This is a genomic window from Burkholderia sp. lig30 (genome assembly GCF_000687455.2).
In the GTDB taxonomy this organism is placed as follows: Bacteria; Pseudomonadota; Gammaproteobacteria; order Burkholderiales; family Burkholderiaceae; genus Burkholderia.
Window position 1 is genome coordinate 47,412 of the sequence record NZ_JGVW01000011.1, and the last position, 15,769, is coordinate 63,180.

Here is a 15,769-nt window from a genome sequence, read left to right on the forward strand (position 1 = left end):
CGGCGAACCGGCCGCGCGCTGGCGCTTCGCCGCCGCCGGCGCAGCCGGTCGCGCGCAAGCGCAACGATCCGCCAGGCGGCCACGCGGCCGCTGGGCAGGTAAGGCGGCCCGGCCGGCACGCGACCGCCGCGCGGACGGGGGCAACGGAGACCGCGGCATCGCGCGGCTCGGTGTCGAAACGGCCGTCGATGCCGTGCGCCGATAGCCGACGCGCGTGCGTGATGTGCTTCGCGAGCCCCATGTGCTCAGTGTGTCCGTGTGCCCCGCATGCTCAGCATGCCCCGGCGGCTGGCGGGGGTGCACCAGCCGGGTGCGTGCCGCGCGCATCCTTGCCGGCGCGCGATTCGCATGGCGGGCGCGCAATCCCCGCACGGCGTGCGCGCGGCCCGAATCGTGCGGGATGCCCTCGTTTCGGCATGGGACTTGCGTCGCTGTCGGCATTCCTGCGAGTGGAAGGAGGGCATGATGAACCAACGGGTCGCGAGCGACGGCGGACCGACGGCCGAGGACACGCGGCGCAGCGCGAACGGCGCCGAGACGCCCGAAGGGCGCACGGTCGTCAGCGTCGCCCATGACGCCGACGAGCAGGCGCGCAACCTGATCGGCTGGCGCCAGACCTACGACCAGCTCGCGGCGGGCCGCTTCGTCGGCACGCTGACCGAGCTGCCGCTCGACACGATGAAACTGTTCCGCGAGACGACGAGCCATCTGCTGCGCCAGGCGTGCGAGGTGCGCGGCGACGCGTACTGGTTCGGCATCCCGCTCGTGCGTGACGGCGGCGCGCGCGTCGATGCGTGCCGCATCGGTGCGGGCGCGCTGGCGTTCCGGCCCGGCAACGTCGAATTCGAGCTGCTCACGCCCGCGCAATTCTCGATCTACGGCGTCGTCGTGCGCGGCGACGTGCTGCGGCGCCATGCGGAGCAGGTCGAGCGCTGCGGGCTCGACGAGCGGCTGCCCGCGCAAAGCGTCGTGCAGGTCGGCGAGGCGCGGCTCACGCGCCTGTGCTCGCGGCTCGGGCGGCGTCTCGACGATGCGGCGTCGGCCGGCACGCCGCTGGCCGACGCCGAGCGCAATGACTTGCAGGCCGGCGTGCTCGCCGCGCTGTTCGACGTGTGCGCGCCGTCTGCCGACGGCGCGGCGGGCGCGGCGCCGTCGCGGCGGCGCCGGATCGTCGAGCAGGCGCGCGACTACGTGCTCGCGCACCGCACGCGGCCGGTCGGCGTGCCGGAGCTGTGCGAGCAACTGCATGTGAGCCGCCGTACGCTGCAATATTGTTTCCAGGATGTGCTCGGCATGGCGCCCGCGACGTATCTGCGCGCGCTGCGGCTGAACGGCGCGCGGCGCGACCTGTGCGGCCGTGCGGCGGACTCGGTGCAGGACGTCGCCGAGGCATGGGGATTCTGGCACCTGAGCCAGTTCGCGAGCGACTACCGCCGGCTGTTCGGCAAGCGGCCGTCGGATACGCTGCGCGAGCGCGGCGTGGTCGTTGCGGCCGGCTGACGCTCGCTCCCGTTTCCGTTCCAGCACCAGCACCAGCACCAGCACCAGTTCTCGCTTTTGCTGTTGCGCGTGACCGCGACGACGGCATAGCGCCGACGCTCACACTCGCGGCGCCGGCCAGCTCACCGCATCCCAATCGACGGCGCGATACGCGGCCTCGACTGCAGCGACATCCTCGGGCCGTTCGCTTCGGTGCAAGCCGTGCATCGCGTCCGGCAGGTCGAGCGCGACCGGCACGCAGTGCGGATAGCCGCGCACGCGCAATGCCGGCGCGATCGTCGTAAAACACGCGAGCGTCGGCACGTCGAAACCGTCGGCGATATGCGCGGCAGCGGAATCCACGGAAAACAGCAGGCGCGCGCCCGCGATCCATGCGATGAACTGCGCGGTGTCGGCCGCGTAGCCGCTCACGTCGACATAGGCCGGGTGCGCGAGCGGTCCGAAGCCGAGCACCGGCAGCCGGTAGCGCCGCGCGAGCCGGTCGACGAACGCCGCGCGCAGGCCGGACGGCACACTGCGCACCGCGGTGCTCGCGGCGGGGCAGAACAGCACGTACGGCCGGCGCCATTCGGCCGGCAGCGCGGGCAGCGGAAGCCGCGCGAGCCAGCGGTTGCGCTTTGCGGCCGCCGGAATCGATGCCGGGTCTGCGCCGAGCGCCGCGAGAAAGAAGTCGATCATCGGCATCCGCGCGAAATCCGGCCAGTACAGGTGATTGCCGAGATCGATGCGCGGCGCGTGCGCGGGCAGCGCGTTGGCCGGCCAAGGCAGCGCACGGCACGGCGCGACCGTGTCGGCGGCGAGCACATACAGCGCTTCGACGTAGCGCGGTGCGGCGGCGGGGCGGTACAGCGTGAAGCGCAGCCCGGGGTGCGCGTCGAGCAGCGCCGCGAGCGCGCTCAGCCCGACGATCGAGTCGCCGAGCGCGACGCCCATTCCGTTGACGACGTGAACGTGCATCCCGGCGCCATACGCGAGCCGGAACGGCCGCCGTGCCGCATGCAGCAGCCCGAGCGCGGGCGCGGCCGGCACGAGGCCGGTGGCGCTGCGCCCGGTGCGTTCGAGATCGTAAGGCGCGACGAGCATGCCGTCCGGCGCGAGCAGCGTGCCCGGCCACGCGAGCGCCGCGTCATGCGACAGCGGTGCGGCGGCCGGCGCGGCACGCGCGTCCATCGCTCATGCGCCGCGTGCGCGGCGGCCCTGTTCCTGGATCTGCGCGAGCGTCGCCGACGGCGTGCTCGCCTCCTGCGGCACGCGAATCTCGATCAGCGCGGGCAGGCCGCACGTCAGTGCGCGATCGAGCGCGGGCGCGAAGTCTGCGGTGCGCTCGACCGTTTCGCCGTGCGCACCGAACGCGCGCGCATAGGCGGCGAAATCGGGGTTGGTCAGCGCGGTGCCGTGCACGCGCCCCGGGTAGTTGCGCTCCTGATGCATGCGGATCGTGCCGAATTGACCGTTGTTGATGACGATCACGACGATGTTCAGCCCGTATTGCATCGCGGTCGCGAGCTCGCTGCCCGCCATCATGAAGCAGCCGTCGCCGGCGAGCGCGACCACCGGGCGCGACGGATGCAGCGATTTCGCCGCGAGCGCGGCCGGAATGCCGTAGCCCATCGCGCCGCTCGTCGGCGCGAGCTGCGAGCGGAAGTGGCGGTACGCGAAATGGCGGTACGCGAAATGGCGGTGCAGCCAGATCGCGTAGTTGCCGGCGCCGTTGGCGAGGATCGCGTCGTGCGGCAGGCGCTCGCGCAACTGCACCATTACGTCGCCGAGCTGCACGTCGCCCGGCATCGGCAGCGGCGCGTGCCAGTCGAGATACGCGCGGTGTGCGTCGGCCGCGCTGCCCGCCCATGCGGGCGCGGCGGGCGGTTCGAGCGCGGCGAGCAGCGTCGCGATTTCCGGCATGCCGGAGACGATCGGCAGGTCGGCCGCATACACGCGGCCGAGCTCGTCCGCGCCCTGGTGGACGTGAATCAGCGTCTGGCGCGTCTTCGGGATGTCGAGCAGCGTGTAGCCACCGGTCGTCGCCTCGCCGAGCCGCGGCCCGAGCGCGAACAGCAGGTCGGCGTCGCGGATGCGCCGCGCGAGCGCCGGATTGATGCCGAGGCCGACGTCGCCCGCGTAGTTCGGATGTACGTTGTCGACCGTGTCCTGGTAGCGGAACGCGCACGCGACCGGCAACTGCCAGCGCTCGACGAAGGTGCGGAGATCCGCGCATGCGCCGGTCGTCCAGCCGCTGCCGCCGACGACGAGAAGCGGGCGCTCGGCGCGGGCAAGCCGCTCGCGCAGCTCGTTGATCTGCGCGGCGGACGGCGCGGCGGCGACGCGCTTCGCGGGCGGCGCGACGGGCTGCGGCGCGCACGACTCGGACAGCACGTCCTCCGGCAGCGCGAGCACGACCGGGCCGGGCCGGCCGGACATCGCGACGTGGAACGCGTGGCTCAGGTATTCGGGCAGGCGGCGCGGGTCGTCGACTTGCGCGACCCATTTTGCCATCTGGCCGAACATCCGCCGGTAGTCGATTTCCTGGAATGCCTCGCGGTCGAGGTGTTCGCGTGCGCACTGGCCGATGAACAGGATCATCGGCGTCGAATCCTGGAACGCGGTATGCACGCCGATCGACGCGTGCGTCGCGCCGGGGCCGCGCGTGACGAACGCGATGCCGGGGCGGCCGGTCAGCTTGCCGACCGCTTCCGCCATGTTCGCGGCGGCCGCCTCGTGGCGGCAGACGACGGTCTGGATGCGCGCGGTGTCGTCCGCGAGCGCATCCAGCACGGCCAGAAAGCTCTCGCCCGGCACGCAGAACACGCGTTCGACGTGATTGGCGAGCAACGCATCGACGAGCAGCCGTGCGCCGTTGACGCCGCGCGGCTCGAAATCCGTGGAATGCGACATGAGATGCCGTCTCCCTGGGTAGCGGGACGTACAGCTTACGCCCGTTCGCGAGGCGGTGAAAAGTGCCGGAACGCGTCGTCCGATCGCGGTGTTGCAAGCGACGAGCGCGCCACGGTCAGGGCAACGCGTCGCAGGCATGTAAGCGTTCGCTCACGGGTCAATGTCGTCCATCTGGCCGAGTTGACGCAGGGCGGATGACGGGCAATGTATACAAGGAATTACATGGTGTCGGAGTTGAACATGCGTACCACCAGAGTGTTTCGGAACGGCAACTCGCAGGTCGTGCAGATTCCTGCGGATCTTGCTTACGAACGTAGCGATATCGAACGTGTCGGCGATGAAATTCGTATTCGACCGGCGCGGAGACCCCTGACCGGGGCGCTCGAAAAATTCGCGAATTTCGGACCGGATTTCATGGCTGAAGGGCGCGGCGATCAGGAGCAGGCTGAACGGGAGGGCCTGTGATGTCGCGTTACACCGCCGATCGGACTACCCTGCCCGATCCCGCGGCCGCGCTGAAAGCGGCCTGCGAGGCGGCGGCTTACGATCGCTGGCTCACCGAGCAGGTGCAGCAGGCGCTGGACGACCCGCGCCCATCGATTCCCGATGCCGAGGTCAAGGCCGAGTTCGTGTTGCGCCGCGCCGCATTGCGCGAAAGGCTCGCAAAGCAAAGAGGCGGCAGCCCTTGATCCTTGCGCCGAACTACCTGCTCGTGTACCGCATCCGGCAAGCAGAAGGGATCGTCGAGATTCTCCGCGTGCTGCATGCGCGACAGCCGCGGCCGTCACGCAACCCCGTCAGCACTCGACGATATTCACCGCCAGCCCGCCGCGCGACGTTTCCTTGTACTTGGTCTTCATGTCCGCACCGGTCTCGCGCATCGTCTTGATCACCGAATCGAGCGACACATAGTGCGTGCCGTCGCCGCGCAGCGCCATGCGCGCCGCGTTGACCGCCTTCACCGACGCCATCGCGTTGCGCTCGATGCACGGGATCTGCACCATCCCGCCGACCGGGTCGCAGGTGAGGCCAAGGTTGTGCTCCATGCCGATCTCGGCCGCGTTCTCGACCTGGCGCGGCGTGCCGCCCGTCACGGCCGCCAGCGCGCCCGCCGCCATCGAGCATGCGACCCCGACTTCGCCCTGGCAGCCCACTTCCGCGCCCGAGATCGACGCGTTGAGCTTGTACAGGATGCCGATCGCGGCGGCCGTCAGCAGGAAGTCGATCACGCCCTGTTCGTTCGCGCCCGGCGTGAAGCGCGTGTAGTAATGCAGCACCGCCGGGATGATGCCGGCCGCGCCGTTGGTCGGCGCGGTGACGACGCGCCCGCCGGCCGCGTTTTCCTCGTTGACCGCGATCGCGTACAGGTTGATCCAGTCGACCATCGACAGCGGGTCCTGCAGCGCACGCTCCGGATTGCCCGTCAGCGCGCGGTACAGCTGCGGCGCGCGGCGCTTGACCTGGAGCGGGCCGGGCAGGTTGCCGTCCGCGTCCGGATTGCCGATCCCGCAGCCGCGCGACACGCACGACTGCATCACGCTCCAGATCTTCAGCAGGCCGTCGCGGGTTTCCTCCTCGGTGTGCCACGCACGCTCGTTTTCCCACATCAGCTGCGCGATCGACTTGCCGGTCGACTCGGTCAGCGCGAGCAGTTCCGCCGCGTTGCGGAACGGATGCGTCATCTGCTCGGCGGCGCTCAGCACCTTGGTGTTCGGCGCGCCGGCCGTCACGACGAAGCCGCCGCCGACCGACAGGTAGGTGTGCTCGACCAGCACCGCGCCGCTCGCGTCGGTCGCGCGCAGCTTCATCCCGTTCGGATGCTCGGGCAGCGCCTGGCGGTAGAACGCGATGTGGTCCTTCAGGACGAACGGAATCGGGTGCGAGCCGAGCAGCGCGAGCGTCTTCGACGTGCGCACCGCGTCGAGGCGCGCGGCGATCGTATCCGGATCGACCGTGTCGGGCGCGTCGCCGAGCAGGCCGAGCATCACGCCGCGGTCGGTGCCGTGGCCCTTGCCGGTCGCGCCGAGCGAGCCGTACAGCTCGACTTTCACGTTCGCGGTCGCGGCGAGCAGGCCGTCGCGTTCGAGGCCCTGGGCGAACATCAGCGCGGCGCGCATCGGCCCGACCGTATGGGAACTGGACGGACCGATGCCGATCTTGAAGAGGTCAAACACGCTGACGGCCATTTTGTTTCCTGTGTTGCAATTAAATTCTAGCGCGCCTGCAGCGGCAGGCATGCGGCCAGCCACGCAGGGGGCATCGGTGAGAGCTGCTGCGCGACGCGGGCATAGCGCCCGTCGAGCCGCGCGGCCAGATGAAACAGCTCGGTGGCGTTTTTCGGGTCCCACTGCCCCGTGTAGCCGGGAATCCCGGCCTCGCGGCGCGCCGCGTCGAACGGCACCGCCGAGTGCACGAATTCCTCGTGCGTTTTCTCGTCGCGCGCATACGGTGCGAGCCAGTCGAGCGCCGCGGCGAGCGTCGCGCCGTTCGCGCCACGCTCGCGCAGCCAGTTGCGGTTGAAGCGGCGCGCGGCGAGCGCCGCCGTCACCAGCGGCTGCAGGTCGTAGACCGCGTAGTGCAGCGCGTCGCGCTCCTCGAAATCGTAGGTCGCGCCGTCCGGGCCGATGTTGTCGCCGAGGTGCTCGACGAACAGCCGCTGCGCGGCCTTCATCATGCGCCGGTCGCCGAGCGTGAAGGCCGCCAGCGCGACCAGCTTGATCCGGTGGCTCTGCCAGTTGTTGCGCCAGGTGCCGGCGAGCGGCCGCTTCTGCGCGTCGATGCGCTGCACGTAGCCGGCGCCGAGCTTCGCGATGAACGCGGACGCCGCATTGCGCGTCTTCACGCTGAGCGCGCTCGCCGTGATGTCGTACGCGAGGATCAGACTGTCGAAACGGGTCTCGTCGATCGGATTGAAGCTCGGCTGGTAGGTCGTGACCCACGCGAACAGGAAGCGATCGGCGAGCTGCAGGTAACGGTTGTCGTTCGTCACGCGCCACGCGAGCGCCGCGTCGCGCATCAGGTCCAGATCCTTCAGCGCGTCGACGCTCTGGTCGTAGATGCCCTCGTGCGGCAGCGTGCCTTCCGTGTGCACGCGCGGCAGCGCCTTCGGCGGCTCGGCGAGCCGCGCATCGACGCCGCGGACCAGCGCCTGCACGCCCGCCTCGCCTTGCGTCGCCTCGCTCGACTGCAGCGCGGGCGACGCGCAGAAATTCATCGCCGCGCGCGCCGCGCCGGCGCCGCCGAGGCCCGCCGCGCCGAGCGACAGCGAGACGAGCATCGGCACGAGCGCCCGCAGGCGCCGCCGGGCGTGGGTCGGGAACATCTGACGCACCATGCGGAACTCCTTCATTGGCTGGATCGCGGTGTGAGATGTTAGCCGGACTCGGGCGCGAATGCGAAAATCGCACGCAACCGGAGGTTGCGTGCGGTGCATCGTCGCGGTGACGCGAACGAACCGGTGGACCGCGCCGGCGTCAGGCGTATTCCGACATCGGCACGCACGCGCAGAACAGGTTGCGGTCGCCATACGCGTTGTCCGCGCGGCCGACCGGCGGCCAGTACTTGTTCGCGACGAGCGACGCGACCGGGTATGCGGCCTGTTCGCGCGAATACGCATGCGGCCATTCGTTCGCGGTGACGACGGCGGCCGTGTGCGGCGCGTGACGCAGCGGGTTGTCCTCGCGATCGGCGTGGCCTTCCTCGACCGCGCGGATTTCGTCGCGGATCGCGACCATCGCGGCGATGAAGCGGTCGAGCTCTTCCTGCGATTCCGATTCGGTCGGCTCGACCATCAGCGTGCCCGGCACCGGGAAGCTCATCGTCGGCGCGTGGAAGCCGTAGTCCATCAGGCGCTTCGCGACGTCGTCCACGGTGATGCCGCTCGAATCCTTGATCGGACGCAGATCGAGAATGCACTCGTGCGCGACGAGCCCGCCCGGGCCGGAGTACAGCACCGGGTAGTGCGGCGCGAGGCGCTTCGCGATGTAGTTCGCGTTGAGGATCGCGGTTTCGGTCGCGGCGGTCAGGTTCTTCGCGCCCATCATCGCGATGTACATCCACGAGATCGGCAGGATCGAGGCGGAGCCGAACGGCGCCGCCGACACCGCGCCGATGCCTTCCTCGCCTGAGCCGGCCGCGCCTCGGGTGTAGCCGGTCGAGCGCTGGTTCGGCAGGAACTTCGCGAGATGCGGGCCGACCGCGACCGGGCCGACGCCCGGGCCGCCGCCGCCGTGCGGGATGCAGAAGGTCTTGTGCAGGTTCAGGTGCGACACGTCGCCGCCGAATTCGCCCGGCGCGGTCAGGCCGACCATCGCGTTCATGTTCGCGCCGTCGACATAGACCTGGCCGCCGTGCGCATGGACGATCTCGCAGATCTCGCGGACGTTCTGTTCGAACACGCCGTGCGTCGACGGGTACGTGATCATGATCGCCGCCAGGTCCTTCGCGTGCTGCTCGGCCTTCGCCTTCAGGTCGGCGATGTCGACGTTGCCCTGCGCGTCGCACGCGACGACGACGACCTTCATGCCTGCCATGTGCGCGGATGCCGGGTTCGTGCCGTGCGCGGACGCCGGGATCAGGCACACGTCGCGGTGGCCTTCGCCGCGCGACGCGTGATACGCGTGAATCACGAGCAGGCCAGCATACTCGCCCTGCGAGCCGGCGTTCGGCTGCAGCGACACGGCCGCGTAGCCGGTCGCGGCAACCAGCATCTGCTCGAGCTGGTCGACCATCTCGCGGTAGCCGACGGTCTGCGCGGCCGGCGCGAACGGGTGGATGCGGCCGAATTCCGGCCACGTGACGGGCAGCATTTCCGACGTCGCGTTCAGCTTCATCGTGCACGAGCCGAGCGGGATCATCGAGCGGTCGAGCGCGAGATCCTTGTCCGACAGGCTGCGCAGGTAGCGCAGCATCTCGGTTTCGGAGTGGTGGCGGTTGAACACCGCGTGCGTCAGGTACGCGCTCGTGCGCTCGAGGCCAGCCGGCAGCGCGGCCGTGCCGGGCAGCGCGGCGTCGAGTGCGTCGACGGCCGGCGCCGTGCCGCCTGCCGCCTGCGCGAAGATCGCGAGCAGGTCGGCGAGGTCGGCGCGGGTCGTCGTCTCGTCGACCGACACGCCGACTTGCGTCGCGCTCACGCGGCGCAGGTTGATGCGGCTCGCCTGCGCCAGCTCGTGGAGCTGCGCGGCGCGTGCGCCGGCGTCGATCGTCAGCGTGTCGAAGAACGTGTCGTTGACGAGCGTGAAGCCGAGCTGCTTCACGCCGGCCGCGAACAGCGCCGCGACGCGGTTCACGCGCAGCGCGATCGTCTTCAGGCCGCGCGGGCCGTGGTAGACCGCGTACATGCTCGCCATGATCGCGAGCAGCGCCTGCGCGGTGCACACGTTCGACGTTGCCTTCTCGCGGCGGATGTGCTGTTCGCGGGTCTGCAGCGCGAGGCGCAGCGCGGGCTTGCCCTGCGCGTCGACCGTCACGCCGACGAGGCGGCCCGGCATCTGGCGCTTGAATTCGTCGCGCACCGCCATGTAGGCGGCGTGCGGGCCGCCGAAGCCCATCGGCACGCCGAAGCGCTGCGTATTGCCGACCGCGACGTCCGCGCCCCATTCGCCGGGCGGCGTCAGCACGGTCAGTGCGAGGAAGTCCGCCGCGACGACGACGTGGCCGCCGGCGGCGTGGATCGCCTCGGTGAGCGCGCGATAGTCGCGCACGTCACCGTTGACGCCCGGATACTGCAGCAGCACGCCGAACGCGTCCGCCTGCGCGGCGTCGGCGGCCGGGCCGGTCTTCACGACTATGCCGACCGGCTGCGCGCGGGTGCGGACCACTTCGAGCGTCTGCGGCAGCACGTCATCGGCGACGTAGAACACGTTCGACTTCGACTTGCCGACGCGCTGCAGCAGCGTCATCGCTTCGGCGGCGGCGGTGGCTTCGTCGAGCAGCGACGCGTTCGCGATCGCGAGACCGGTCAGGTCGGCGACCATCTGCTGGAAGTTCAGGAGCGCTTCGAGGCGGCCCTGGGAAATTTCGGGCTGGTACGGCGTGTAGGCCGTGTACCACGCCGGGTTTTCGAGCACGTTGCGCAGGATCACCGCCGGGGTGTGCGTGTCGTAGTAGCCCTGGCCGATGTAGGAGCGGAACACCTGGTTCTTGTCTGCGAGCGCACGCAGCGCGGCGAGCGCTTCCGCCTCGCTCATCGGCTGCGCGAACGGGCCGAGCGGCAGCGTCTGCTCGCGGCGGATCGAGGCCGGGATCACGGCGTCGATCAGGTCGGCGCGCGATGCGAAGCCGAGCGTATCGAGCATGGCTTGCTGGCTGGCGGCGTCGGGGCCGATATGGCGCTCGGCGAACGCGTCATGCGTTTCGAGCGCGGCGAGCGAGAGGGGCGTGCGGTTCATCAGATGATCCGGGTGTTCGAGCTTCATGGTGGTCCTTGTCGACCCGAGTCAGCGCTTCAGCGCTTACTCTGGTCCCATGCTATGCGGTCGACCGGAGTTGGCGCTTCAGCGCTGACTCGGGTTCCATGCTTTGCGGTCGACCAGAGTCAGCGCTTTGGCGCTTACCCTGGTCCCGCGCGGGGCGAGGCCCGAAGGCCCGCGCGCCGCGCGATTCATGAGTGGGGTTTAGTCGATCAGCTTGCCGTAGGCCGCTGCGTCGATCAGCTTGTCGGTCGTTGCGCCGTCGGCGAGCTTGATCTTGAAGAGCCAGCTGGCGTAAGCGTCGCTGTTGACGGCGTCCGGGGTGTCGGCGATCGACGCGTTCACTTCGACGACTTCGCCCGACACCGGCGTGTAGATGTCGGATGCGGCCTTCACCGATTCCACGACGCCGACGGCGTCGCCCGCCGAGACGGTCTTGCCGACTTCCGGCAGTTCGAGGAAGACGATGTCGCCGAGCGTGCTCTGCGCGTGATCGGTGATGCCGACCGTCAGCGTGCCGTCGGCTTCGACGCGCACCCACTCGTGTTCTTCGGTGTATTTCAGATCGGCCGGGACGTTGCTCATCGGATGCTCCTGGATTGAAAGATGTAATTTGTTCGTCAGGCGCGCCGCACGGGCGCGCCGGGGGGATTTCGCTGCGGGCGACCAGCTGCGGGCGGCCTGCAGCGGGGGCCAGCCGGGCGGAGGCCGCCCGGCCCGTTACGCAGCCAGCACCTTGCCGTTGCGCACGAACGGCAGTTTTACCACGCGCGCGGGCAGTTGCTTGTCGCGAATCTGCACGAGCACCGTGTCGCCGATCTGCACGGCTGCCGGCACGCGCGCGAACGCGATCGATTCCTGCATCGACGGCGAGAACGTGCCGCTCGTGATCTCGCCTTCGCCGTGCGGCGTGACGACTTTCTGGTGCGCGCGCAGCACGCCGCCCGCCTTGCCGTTCTCCTTTTGCAGGATCAGGCCGACGAACGCGGCGCGCGAGCCGTCGCGCTCCAGCACGTCGCGGCCGACGAACGCGCGCGGCGCCGACAGGTCGACCGTCCACGCGAGGCCGGCGTCGAGCGGGGAAACCGTGTCGTCCATGTCCTGGCCGTACAGGTTCATGCCCGCCTCGAGGCGCAGCGTGTCGCGCGCGCCGAGGCCGCACGGACGCACGCCGTTTTGCTGCAGTGCATGCCACAGCGCTTCGACGTGGATGACCGGGACGATCACTTCGAAACCGTCCTCACCGGTGTAGCCGGTGCGCGCGACGGTGAGGTCGCCGAACGGCGTGCCTGCCACCTGCGCGGCGTTGAACGGCTTCAGCTCGCTCGTCGCGGCGCGCGCGGCGGGAACCGTCGCCCAGGTCTTCTCGCGGGCGTTCGGGCCTTGCACGGCGACGATCGCGAAATCGCGGCGCGGCGCGATCGTGAGGCCGTAGCCGCCTTGCTCGTTCAGCTGGTTGAACCACGCGACGTCCTTGTCGGCGGTGCCGGCATTGACGACGACGCGGAAGAAATCCTCGGTGAAGTAATAGACGATCAGGTCGTCGATGACGCCGCCTTGCGGGTTGAGCAGGCACGAGTAGAGGGCCTTGCCGGGCGTCTTGAGTTTCGCGACGTTGTTCGCGATCGCATGCTCGAAGAATGCGCGCACGCGGCTGCCGGTGAAATCGACGACGCACATGTGCGACACGTCGAACATGCCGGCGTCGGTGCGCACGGCCTGATGTTCTTCGATTTGCGAGCCGTAGTTGACGGGCATGTCCCAGCCGCCGAAATCGACCATGCGGGCGTTGAGCGCGCGGTGCGCGGCGTTGAGCGGGGTGTGTTTGAGTGCAGTCATCGAGGCCTCAGGCAGGGCGCTTGCGCGCGGAACAAAACGGCAATGTGCCGACCGCCGCAGCGCATGGCCTGCGGGCGATCGTTAACATGCCCCTCTGTCCTCGATACCTGAGAGATTGCGCCGCGGGTGATGCCCGGCGAACGCGCGCCCCTTCGGTGGGCAGCCTGCCCGCGCGTTTGCGCGATGGCTACTGCCGCTCTCCAGAGTGCGAAAAACATGGCCTGCGATGCTGGCAGACGAGGTTTTTCGACGCGGCCGGTCCTTTTGCCTGAGAGTTTGCGGGTGTGCCCCTTCGGCGGCGCGACCGGCGTTGCTGCAACGCCGTCACGCGCTCTCCCGACGCGTGCGGGCGACTGTACGCGAGCGGGGTGGGCTTGTCAATTTGGGCAAAATCCCGTCGCATCGCGACAAGCGGCGGCGGGCGCGCCGCCGCTTTCTGCCGGGCCGGCCGGCTTCGGCGTCACTCGCCGATCGCGCGCGCCGCGGTGTCGAGTTCCTGATTCAGCACGTGCTGCTCGTCGCCCGACAGGCCGCCGCCGTGCTGGGCCGCCATGTCGGTCGATTCCTGGCGGATCACGTCGAGCCGGCGGTGCAGCGCCGCGCCCTGCGGCGGCGGGTAGTAACCGGCGTCGACGCGCGCGTCGATCCGGCGGCGCAGGTTGTCGATCCGGCCCTGGATCTGCTGCATCCGCTCGTAGGCGGCGACTTGCGGGCTGGGCCGCGGGGCGGGCGCGGGGCGGGGCTGCGGCTGCCGCGACGGCGGCGGCGGCGTGACGATGCACGCCGCGAGCGAGGAAATCAGGGCGCAGCAGACTACTGCGCGAATCAACCGTTGCATCACATTCTCCAGATAGATTGGTGTCGGATCGATTTTTCTGACAAACGTGTCAGGCCGGGGCGCCGCTGACCAGCGTGCGCCGGCGATTTGTAACGGTTTGTTCCCGCCGCGCCGCGTCAGACCGGCTTGCGCACGAACGGCAGGCGGCGGCCCTCGCGTTCGCTCTGCGCGGCGAGCTCGATGATCGTCATCACGTCGACCGCATCCTGCGCGGTGACCGGGAACGGTGCGCCGTCGCGGATCGACGCGGCGAGCGCGCGGTAGAACTCCACATACGCGCCGTCGAGCGTCGGCACCGGGCGCTCGGTCTCGACCTCGCCGTCCCGCACCCGCAGCCGGCCCGGCGGGTTGCCGCCGCCGAAGGCGACGTGACCCGGCGTGAGGCCGGCCCTGAGCTGGTCTTCCTGCGTGTCGAGCCCGAACTTCTGATAGCTGCCGCGCGTGCCGTGCAGCGTGAAGCGGGCCGGCTCGATTGCCGACAGCGCGCTCGCGTGCAGCGCGACGTCCTTGTCCGGATAGCCGAGCTGCAGGTGGACGAAATCGGGCGCCGTACCGCCGTCGCGGCGGGTCTTGACGGTGGCGCTCACGGTCTCGGGCGCGCCGAACAGCGCGAGCGCCTGGTCGATCAGGTGCGGGCCGAGGTCGAGCAGCAGGCCGCCGCCGCGCGCGGCTTCCTCGCGCCAGCGCGCGCGCACCTGCGGCCGGAAGCGGTCGAAGTGCGACGCGACGAAAGTCAGGCGGCCGAGCTCGCCACTGCCGACGAGCCGGCGCACGGTGAGGAAGTCGCCGTCCCAGCGGCGGTTGTGGAACGGCGCGAACACGCGGCTGCGGGCGTTCGCGAAGCGGGCGAGCGCGAGCGCGTCGTCCGACGCGAGCGTGACCGGCTTGTCGACGACGACGTGCCGGCCCGCTTCGAGCACGCGCCTGGCCAGCTCGAAATGGGTGTCGTTCGGCGTGGCGATCACCACGCATTCGATGTCGTCCAGCGCGAGGAGCGCGTCGAGATCGGCGACCACGCGGGCATCCGGATGGGCGGCGTGCGCGCGATCCGGCTGTCCGGTGGCGATGGCGGCGACCTGCGTGCGGCCGCTGGCCGAGATCACCGGCGCGTGAAACGTCGCGCCGGCGAAGCCGAAACCCATCAGGCCAATCCTGAGCAAAGACGACATGGCGATCCTGTCTGCGAACGAAGAGTCGGGAGGTCTGGCGGCCGCAGCCGGGCCTCCGGTGGCGGCTATTGTGGCACGGGCGGTGCGTGTTCGACGGGGAGGTGTGGCGCGCTGGCCGATTGGACGAGGGGCGCGGGGGAGGTGCGAAGGGCGGCGCGCGTGCCGGGCGTTCGCTCAGTCGGCGGCCGGCGAATCCCCGGCAGCGCGCGCGACGCGCATCGTCGCGACGCGCCGGGTCGCAGCCTGCACGAGCACCGACAGCGCGCCGGCCGACACGAACGCGATGCCGGGCGGCGTGCGCGGCAGCAGCGCCACCAGCACGACGCAGAACGCGACGAACGAGAAGCGCCCGAGCACCATGCCGCGCAGCAGATGGATGACGAATTCCGGCCCATGGGCGCGATGCGACGATACCGACAGCACGCTGCCGAGCAACGGGAACACCGCGAACAGCCCGCTCCAGGCCGGCCCGAGCGCGCCTGACAACGACGTGACCGCATAAGTGAGCGCGGCGCCTGCGAGCGCGCGGCCGGCAAGATCGGCGCGGGTGAGTGCGGCCGGCGCGCCCGCCGCCGCGCTGCGCGGCAGGCAGGCCTGGCCGAACGCGGTGGCGGCGAGCGCGATGGCCGCGGCGGTGGCGGGCGTGGCTGGCAGTCGGGCCAGCAGTGCCGCCGCGCCGAGCCAGGCGGCAAGCGCTGTTGTCCACGCGAGCGGCCACGCGCACCGGCGGCACGTCCACGCATAGGCGAAATTGAAGGCCTCGGACGCGAGGATCGCGGCGAGCGCGAGCACGGCGGCATGCGCGCCGAACGCCGCGCCGTGCTGGAGCGTGAGCAGGAAGAGAATCGGCCCGGCGACGACCGGCAACCCGGCCAGCCAGCCTGCGACGGATGGCCCCCACCAGGTGCCCGACATCGAGACGATCAGCAGGAACAGCGGAACAAGCGTGAGCTTCAGGGCGAGCATGGGCGTTCCGGGCCGTCTTAAAGGCGCATGCTAGCAGAGGCGGACGACCTTCGGAAAACCGGTCGCCAGCAGCCTGCTACCCGGCTGGCAACCGGCGCAGGCCCGCGGGTCGCCGGCGCGGGAAAAGGGTTGCATCGCCCGCAAACCCCCGCCCG

General features: G+C 70.3%; 13 protein-coding genes, 1 pseudogene and 2 riboswitches. Of the genes and pseudogenes, 4 read left to right on the forward strand and 10 right to left on the reverse strand.

What is annotated here, in order from left to right; genetic code table 11:
• The first annotated feature begins 465 nt into the window (after nt 1–465).
• Complete coding sequence (locus LIG30_RS00685; RefSeq protein WP_038708833.1) at nt 466–1,500, forward strand: helix-turn-helix domain-containing protein; 1,035 nt, start codon at nt 466–468, stop codon at nt 1,498–1,500.
• Nucleotides 1,501–1,599: 99 nt separating this feature from the next.
• Here the strand turns inward: LIG30_RS00685 and LIG30_RS00690 are convergent, their stop codons facing one another.
• Entirely contained in the window at nt 1,600–2,670 is a 1,071-nt protein-coding gene (locus LIG30_RS00690; protein ID WP_038708764.1) for a glycosyltransferase family 9 protein, read from the reverse strand.
• A gap of 3 nt (nt 2,671–2,673) precedes the next feature.
• Nucleotides 2,674–4,392: a thiamine pyrophosphate-binding protein gene (locus tag LIG30_RS00695; RefSeq protein ID WP_038708766.1), complete on the reverse strand. Its 1,719-nt coding sequence runs from the start codon at nt 4,390–4,392 to the stop codon at nt 2,674–2,676.
• Between the two features lie 240 nt (nt 4,393–4,632).
• Between LIG30_RS00695 and LIG30_RS00700 the strand changes: the two genes are divergently transcribed.
• The 3 genes and pseudogenes from LIG30_RS00700 to LIG30_RS25820 all read left to right on the forward strand — a co-directional run bounded on the left by LIG30_RS00700 (nt 4,633) and on the right by LIG30_RS25820 (nt 5,281).
• The gene (locus tag LIG30_RS00700) at nt 4,633–4,857 is read left to right on the forward strand and encodes an antitoxin (RefSeq protein ID WP_038708835.1); all 225 of its coding nucleotides are present in this window, start codon (nt 4,633–4,635) and stop codon (nt 4,855–4,857) included.
• Nucleotides 4,858–4,871: 14 nt separating this feature from the next.
• Nucleotides 4,872–5,081, forward strand: a pseudogene (locus tag LIG30_RS27075) (antitoxin PaaA2 family protein); the annotation flags it as partial.
• Entirely contained in the window at nt 5,078–5,281 is a 204-nt protein-coding gene (locus LIG30_RS25820; protein ID WP_326973027.1) for a type II toxin-antitoxin system RelE/ParE family toxin, read from the forward strand. The pseudogene LIG30_RS27075 and the gene LIG30_RS25820, both read left to right, overlap by 4 nt.
• On the opposite strand, the gene LIG30_RS00710 is transcribed toward LIG30_RS25820, so the two are convergent.
• From LIG30_RS00710 to LIG30_RS00745, 8 genes are all read right to left on the reverse strand, one after another.
• Complete coding sequence (locus LIG30_RS00710) at nt 5,190–6,578, reverse strand: L-serine ammonia-lyase (RefSeq protein WP_038708768.1); 1,389 nt, start codon at nt 6,576–6,578, stop codon at nt 5,190–5,192. The genes LIG30_RS25820 and LIG30_RS00710 overlap by 92 nt on opposite strands.
• A 26-nt stretch (nt 6,579–6,604) precedes the next feature.
• Nucleotides 6,605–7,726, reverse strand: coding sequence for an alginate lyase family protein (locus LIG30_RS00715; protein WP_038708839.1), 1,122 nt, complete (start codon nt 7,724–7,726; stop codon nt 6,605–6,607).
• Between the two features lie 139 nt (nt 7,727–7,865).
• Complete coding sequence (gene gcvP / locus LIG30_RS00720) at nt 7,866–10,808, reverse strand: aminomethyl-transferring glycine dehydrogenase (protein ID WP_038708769.1); 2,943 nt, start codon at nt 10,806–10,808, stop codon at nt 7,866–7,868.
• A 198-nt stretch (nt 10,809–11,006) separates the two neighbouring features.
• Nucleotides 11,007–11,387 (reverse strand): glycine cleavage system protein GcvH, encoded by a 381-nt coding sequence (gcvH, locus tag LIG30_RS00725; protein ID WP_038708771.1) that lies wholly within the window; start codon nt 11,385–11,387, stop codon nt 11,007–11,009.
• 135 nt (nt 11,388–11,522) lie between these two features.
• Complete coding sequence (gene gcvT / locus LIG30_RS00730; RefSeq protein ID WP_038708772.1) at nt 11,523–12,641, reverse strand: glycine cleavage system aminomethyltransferase GcvT; 1,119 nt, start codon at nt 12,639–12,641, stop codon at nt 11,523–11,525.
• Nucleotides 12,642–12,725: 84 nt separating this feature from the next.
• A riboswitch (glycine riboswitch) is annotated at nt 12,726–12,855 on the reverse strand.
• A gap of 31 nt (nt 12,856–12,886) precedes the next feature.
• Nucleotides 12,887–12,990: riboswitch (glycine riboswitch) on the reverse strand.
• Nucleotides 12,991–13,101: 111 nt separating this feature from the next.
• A complete protein-coding gene (locus LIG30_RS00735) occupies nt 13,102–13,479 on the reverse strand; it encodes a hypothetical protein (RefSeq protein ID WP_038708775.1) in 378 nt (125 codons plus the stop codon).
• A 116-nt stretch (nt 13,480–13,595) separates the two neighbouring features.
• A complete protein-coding gene (locus LIG30_RS00740; protein ID WP_038708777.1) occupies nt 13,596–14,648 on the reverse strand; it encodes an oxidoreductase in 1,053 nt (350 codons plus the stop codon).
• A gap of 174 nt (nt 14,649–14,822) precedes the next feature.
• Nucleotides 14,823–15,614: a hypothetical protein gene (locus tag LIG30_RS00745; protein WP_038708778.1), complete on the reverse strand. Its 792-nt coding sequence runs from the start codon at nt 15,612–15,614 to the stop codon at nt 14,823–14,825.
• Nucleotides 15,615–15,769 lie beyond the last annotated feature (155 nt).